Genomic DNA, 5458 nt, shown 5'->3' with positions numbered 1-5458 from the left:
AGCGGGGGCTCGTGGCGAGCGCGGCGGACGTCGCGAGTCAACTGGGCTTTACCCGGGCGCGTGTGACGCACCTGTTGGACTTGCGGTTGCTGGCGCCCGACATCCAGGAGGAGGTGCTGTTCCTCGATGCCGTAGATGGAGCGGAGCCCCTCAGCGAGCGAGTCCTCCGGGCCGTTGCGCACGCGGGAACGTGGGAAGCGCAGCGTCAGCGCTGGCGCGAGCTGAAGGCTTCATTCTGAGACGGGAGCCCGAGTATTCGGACTCCTTGGTGTAACGTGAGTGCAAGTGGCTGTCTTGGGTGTTGAAGAATCGGCGGGCTCCAGTGGCCTGCGAGGAAAGCGAGCGGAAGCACATGCAGAACGACATGAAGAGCACCATTCAGGCTGCGGTGGCGGATGCGGTGGAGAAGGCGACGGGTCGGCAGTTGGAGCTGCTGGGCCGGCAGTTGGAGCTGCTGGAGAAGGTTGTCCAGTTCCTGGGCATCGAGCCGGGCCCGACTCGTGTGGCGTCCGCGCCGAAGCGCGCCTCCGTGCCTTCTCCCGCGCCGAAGCGCCCGTCCTCGGTGCCCGTGCGGAAGTGGGTGAAGCCGGAGGCCGCGCCCAAGCCCACGAGGACGAAGGCCGCGCCCCAGGCCCGCAGAGGGCGCCCGCGTGCGGCGGGACGCGCAACGACGGTCGCCGCCCCCAACTCCAGTCCCAGCCCCGCGACGTCCGTCGCATACGAGGTGGGACAGGAGGTGCGTTACAAGCAGGGGCGGGGCAGCTTCTCGGCAAAGGTGAAGTCCATCGACGCGAAGGCGAAGACGGTGACGGTGGAGCGCGTCTCCGACAACAAGCAGGTGGTGCGCCCCTTTGACAAGGTGACGCCAGCCTGAGTCTGGGCCGCGAAGCGCCCTCTCCGGAGAGCGCTGCTGCGGCGTACTCGTACCCGGAGACGGCGGTTGTGCGTGTCGGGCAGCGAGCAGGGGTGAAACATTCTCAACGGTGTGGCGGGAATCTCTGTGAAGGGTCTCGCGATTGGAGGGGCAGCACCGGCTCAGGGCGCTCCGGCGTCCGCCGGCATCGCGAGCGCCTCACGCAGCCGCACGCGAGCTGCCACCAGCCCACTGCTTTCCGCGTGCGCCAGGGCACGCTGGAATAGGGCCCGCGCCCGTGCCGGGTCTCGCTCCCGCGTGAACTCCGCCGCCGTCTCAAGAGCGTACGCGTACGCGGAGTCGAGCATTCCTGGCAGCCCCTGCACGAAGGGCTTCAGTCTCTCGGCCACCTGCAGTGCGGCGCGTGCGCCCGCCTCTCCACCCGTCAGGTCCGCCAGGTTGATGCGCGCGGAGGACTCCACGAAGAGGAGGCCCGCCTTGGACGCGACTTCCCGCAGGCGCTCCTGCTCTGCGCGCATGCCCTCCATGCGCCCTGCGCGCCAGGCGATGTTGGCGCGGTGCAGGTCTGCGAACGACTGCGCCTCAACGTCTCCGCCGCGCCGCGCCTCCTCGATGACCTCCGCATAGACGCGGTCCGCCGCCGCATCGTCCCCGAGGCGCTCCGCCGCCACGCCGACGCGGAAGCGCGCGAGCGCACGCCACCCCAACCCCGCACTCTCCGCGAGCGCGAGCGCCGCCGTGTACTCACCGCGCGCTCGCGCGAACTCCGGGTCCCCGCCGAGACCCGTCGTCTGCCTCCTCTCGTGGAGAAGGCCGCGCGCGAAATGCACGCGCGCCCGTGCCTCCGCGTCCCCGGACGCCTCGGCGCGCAACCCTGCCTGCGTGAGCGTTTGCGCCGCCGCCGCGAAGTCCCCTCGGTCCACCTCTATGCGCGCCTGCCACGCCAATGCACGCGCCTGCGTCACCGGGCTGGCGCCCGGGGCCCGCGCGGTCTCGCGCAGCAGGGCCAATGCCTTGGTATATTGGCCAGCGTTGGCGAGTCTGCCCGCGGTCACCTCTGGCGCGGGGCCGCCGTGCGGCGCCTGTCTATCCAGTGGCTGAGGCACGCCCGCGAGGACGGCAGTGACGGCCAACAGGAGGCACGAAACCGATGACACGGGCTACCTCATCTCTGCTGCAGGGATGTGAACGTCCGGAGTTTAGAGCAGACGAGCGCAATGGTGCATCCTCCTTCCGGCCTCCCTGCCCGGAGCGCGTGTTCGCCATTTGCATGGGAGGGAAACGGGTTCCCTCAAGCACGGATTCCTGGGGGCAGCAGGCCCCGTTTCAGAGCGGGCGCCCGCGCGCAGCGAGCCGCACAGCGACGACTGCCGCCCCCAGCCCCAAGACGTCCGTCTCATGCGCGGAGGGGAAGGCGTTGCGCTACAAACAGGGGCGGGGCACCTTCTCGGCGAAGGTGGAGGCCGTCGACGAGAAGGCGAGGACGGTGACGGTGGAGCGTGTTTCCGACGGCAGGCGGGTGGTGCGCCTCCTTCGACAGGGTGACGCTCGCCTGCGTCTGTGCCGCAAAGCGCCCTCGCCGGAGGGCGCTCCTGCGGCAAGTAGCCCAAGTGCGCGAGCGACGCCTTCGCCCGGCACACCGCTGGGCAAGGCGCTCCGCGCTCGTTGCTACGGCTCGTCGGCCATGTCTTCGAGCTGCCCCTGGGCGAGGGCGCGGTAGTGGGGCACGACTTCTACCTTGAGCACATCCCGCATCTCCTGGCGGGCGCTGCCGAAGTCCCCTTTGTCCTTGTACTGGTGCATCCGGTGCAGCGCGTCCATGAGCCTGTGGGAGCCTTCTCGGATGCGCTGAGACTCCTCACATAAGAGGCCCAACGCACCCTCCTCCGTGGCGAGCGCGCTCTCGGCTTCACTGTCGCTGATTCCCACCTCGGAGGCCGTACGCCTCAGCAGTGCCTTCGCCTCAGTTGTAAGGGCCAGGCGCGCTCCTGTGGTGGAGACACGACGTGCCAGTTCGCGAATTGGGCCCCAGTCAACGGTTTCACTCACGAGTCATTTTCCTTTGCGAGCAGTCCAGGCCTGCGTGCGAAGCCAGGGCTGGGGCGTCTTGCACCCAGGAGAGGGATAGGCGCTCATGGGGAGCGGCCTGTCCGCTGCGGGTGTCAGAGGGCTTCACAGGCACGAAAGGTCATGTTAATTCGACGGTCGAGTCAACTAGACCTAGCCAGTTCCCGGAGAGGCGCCCGGTGACGGCGAGCCTCGTTGCCCGTGGGGCCGCACCCTTCACTCAGGAGGATTCACAGCCATGCCGAAGCGTCCGGAAGATGAAGTGACGACGGAAGAGTTACCGCTCAGAGTCCCCAGCCTGCCTGCACCCAGCGCGTCGCGCTTCCTCTTCGAGGTCGAGGGCGTGCGCTACGAGGCGGTGCGGGAGCTGGAGGTGCGGCCGAGTGGCGAGCGGCTGCTGAAGGCGGAGCGGCGCGTGGCGGATGGCGCGCTGTCCGGTCCGTGTCTGGTCCGCCGAATTGCCAGCCCATCCACGTACATGCAGCGCACGCGGATGATTGAAGAGGTGCAGTTGGCCTTTCGCCTCAACCACCCCAACATCGCTCAAGTCTTCCATATGCAGGTGGATGAGCTGGAGGACGCCCCCTACGCCATCATGGAGTACGTGGGTGGGCCCTCGCTGGAGACGCTGGTGTGCGCGGCGTTGGTGAGAGGGAAGCCCCTCTCGGAGGGCTTCTGCTTGTACGTGGGCGCGGAGGTGGCGGACGCGCTGCACTATGCGCACACGCTGACGTCGGAGAAGGGAGTGCACCTGGGCATTGTCCACCGCGACGTGAGCCCTCGGCACATTGCGCTAGGGCAGCATGGAGAGGTGAAGGTGCTGGACTTCGGAGCGGCGTACTCACTGCTGGTGGGGCGGGAGGAATCGCCGGAGAATCTGCTCCGAGGCGACGTTGCCTATGCCAGCCCCGAGTACCTGCGCAAGGAAGGGCTGACGCCGCGCTCCGACGTCTTCAGCCTGGGGGTGTTGCTGGTGGAGGCCTTGACGAACAAACACCTCTTCGAGGTGCATGACGCCCCGGTGTCGGCGGCGAAGGAGAGCCGGTTCCAGACGGAGATGCAGCCCTCTCTGCCCTTGGGCCAGATGCAGGCCCTCATGGAGTCCTTCGGGCCGGATGTCGTCGAGAAGGCGGTGGCCCACCTCAATGAGGACCTCAAGGCGGTGTTGCACACGGCCCTGCGCCTCAACCCCGAGGAGCGCTTCGCGACGGCGGCGGACATGAGGGATGCACTGCGTGGTGTCGCCCACGCCCAGCTCCACGAGCCCTATGGGAGAGCGGAGGCCGCCAAGGAGGTAGCCCGTGTCGTGTCCGAGGGCGGGGCGCTGCGTGACGAGGTGGAGTTCGGCGAGGCCGGCATCTACCCGGATGGGCTGGAGAAGCACGAACTGGGGCTCCCGAAGAAAGGGTAGGCCGCCGATGCTCTGCTTTCGCGTGCTACGCAATGGCCGGCACCTCACCACCGCGGGGGTGCCGGACTTCGGCGTCCTCTCCACCATTCTGACGTGGGTGCGCCGCCCTCACGACGAATCCAACGCCTGCCCGGAGCTGACGCTCCATGTGGGGGGCTCCGTGGGCAGGGAGCACCGCGAGCACCTGACGTGGCGCAACGTCAACATCCGTGCGGGCGACGTCCTCACGGTGGAGGTGCGTGAGGACCTGGAGGCAGAGCCTCCGAGGGAGCGACGTGTCGACGAGGAGGCGGGGCTGGACGAGGTGGCCCGCCTTCAGCTCAAGAAGAAGAACCTTGAGGACTGGCTCGCCGAAGTGAATGAGGAGTTGCGGGAGCGCGGCGCGGCGTAGTGGGGGGCCTCCGTCATCGGGAGGCGCTCCGTCATCGCCGGGGGCCGCTGAGGCTTCTGGTGCAGGGCCCCGAGGCATGGGGCTCTGCCCGCCAAGCCTGCTCCCTGCTCGGAGGCGCCGGCCGCAAGCGGCCTGGCGCTTGGAAGAGGGCGGTGCGAGCCGTTTGGCGGCGCCCCTCCGCCCAGGGAGCTGCTTCAGCGGGCCAGCTCAGTGGCGACATGGACGAGGGCGTCCAACTTCCCCGCGTCGAGCTTCCGCGCGACGAAGATGAGTCGGCGCAAGGTGGTGTCATCCTCCGGCCGAGCCCGTGCTCCGCTGGTCGAGGATTCGGTAAGGCCCATCATGTCCTCGGGGGAGACCATCAGCTCAACGCACAACTTCTTCAGCGTCTCGACGCTGGGAATCATGTGTCCGCGCTCAACACGGCTGTAGACGGCAGAGGCCATCCCCACGCGCTCCGCGACTTGGACCTGCGTCAGGCTCATCTGCTCCCGGGCGAGGCGGGCGATGGCGCCAAGGTGCCTTGCAAGCTGTTCGTTCATAGGTACAAGGAAATATACCCGAATTTCCAGTTGTCATGGGAACACCATTCCATCAGCGCACGCCCGACAGGAGCTGGATAAGGGCAAGGGCCTGGTGCGCGTCCAACTCGTGCACACGTCGGAGCAGGGCCTCCTTGGCGGCAGCGACGACGTCTGGTGGCAGCGAGGCGCGG

At 68.1% G+C, this 5458-nt stretch carries 7 protein-coding genes and 1 pseudogene; 5 read left to right on the top strand and 3 right to left on the bottom strand.

From position 1 onward, the window contains the following. Nucleotides 1-239, top strand: a 239-nt coding sequence (locus FJV41_RS47735; RefSeq protein WP_246137881.1) for a hypothetical protein, incomplete at its 5' end; no start/stop codon positions are given. Nucleotides 240-352: 113 nt separating this feature from the next. Then, entirely contained in the window at nt 353-874 is a 522-nt protein-coding gene (locus FJV41_RS47730; RefSeq protein WP_141649285.1) for a PspA, read from the top strand. Between the two features lie 161 nt (nt 875-1035). Here the strand turns inward: FJV41_RS47730 and FJV41_RS47725 are convergent, their stop codons facing one another. Further along, entirely contained in the window at nt 1036-2031 is a 996-nt protein-coding gene (locus FJV41_RS47725) for a hypothetical protein (protein WP_141649284.1), read from the bottom strand. Nucleotides 2032-2192: 161 nt separating this feature from the next. On the opposite strand from FJV41_RS47725, the pseudogene FJV41_RS54435 reads away from it, so the two are divergent. After that, a pseudogene (locus FJV41_RS54435) lies at nt 2193-2427 on the top strand (PspA); the annotation flags it as partial. A 115-nt stretch (nt 2428-2542) separates the two neighbouring features. On the opposite strand, the gene FJV41_RS47715 reads toward FJV41_RS54435, so the two are convergent. Continuing rightward, nucleotides 2543-2923 carry a DUSAM domain-containing protein gene (locus tag FJV41_RS47715; protein WP_141649283.1) on the bottom strand — a complete coding sequence of 127 codons (381 nt, stop codon included), beginning with the start codon at nt 2921-2923 and terminating at the stop codon, nt 2543-2545. A 256-nt stretch (nt 2924-3179) separates the two neighbouring features. Between FJV41_RS47715 and FJV41_RS47710 the strand changes: the two genes are divergently transcribed. Continuing rightward, nucleotides 3180-4352: a serine/threonine-protein kinase gene (locus FJV41_RS47710; RefSeq protein ID WP_141649282.1), complete on the top strand. Its 1173-nt coding sequence runs from the start codon at nt 3180-3182 to the stop codon at nt 4350-4352. 7 nt (nt 4353-4359) lie between these two features. Continuing rightward, a complete protein-coding gene (locus FJV41_RS47705; RefSeq protein ID WP_141649281.1) occupies nt 4360-4743 on the top strand; it encodes a hypothetical protein in 384 nt (127 codons plus the stop codon). 194 nt (nt 4744-4937) lie between these two features. On the opposite strand, the gene FJV41_RS47700 is transcribed toward FJV41_RS47705, so the two are convergent. Continuing rightward, nucleotides 4938-5285 carry a helix-turn-helix domain-containing protein gene (locus tag FJV41_RS47700; protein ID WP_141649280.1) on the bottom strand — a complete coding sequence of 116 codons (348 nt, stop codon included), beginning with the start codon at nt 5283-5285 and terminating at the stop codon, nt 4938-4940. Nucleotides 5286-5458: the final 173 nt, after the last annotated feature.

This window comes from Myxococcus llanfairpwllgwyngyllgogerychwyrndrobwllllantysiliogogogochensis (genome assembly GCF_006636215.1).
Taxonomy (GTDB): Bacteria; Myxococcota; Myxococcia; order Myxococcales; family Myxococcaceae; genus Myxococcus; species Myxococcus llanfairpwllgwyngyllgogerychwyrndrobwllllantysiliogogogochensis.
The sequence above is the reverse complement of the archived record's forward strand: the minus strand, read 5'-3'. Positions and strand labels throughout refer to the sequence as shown.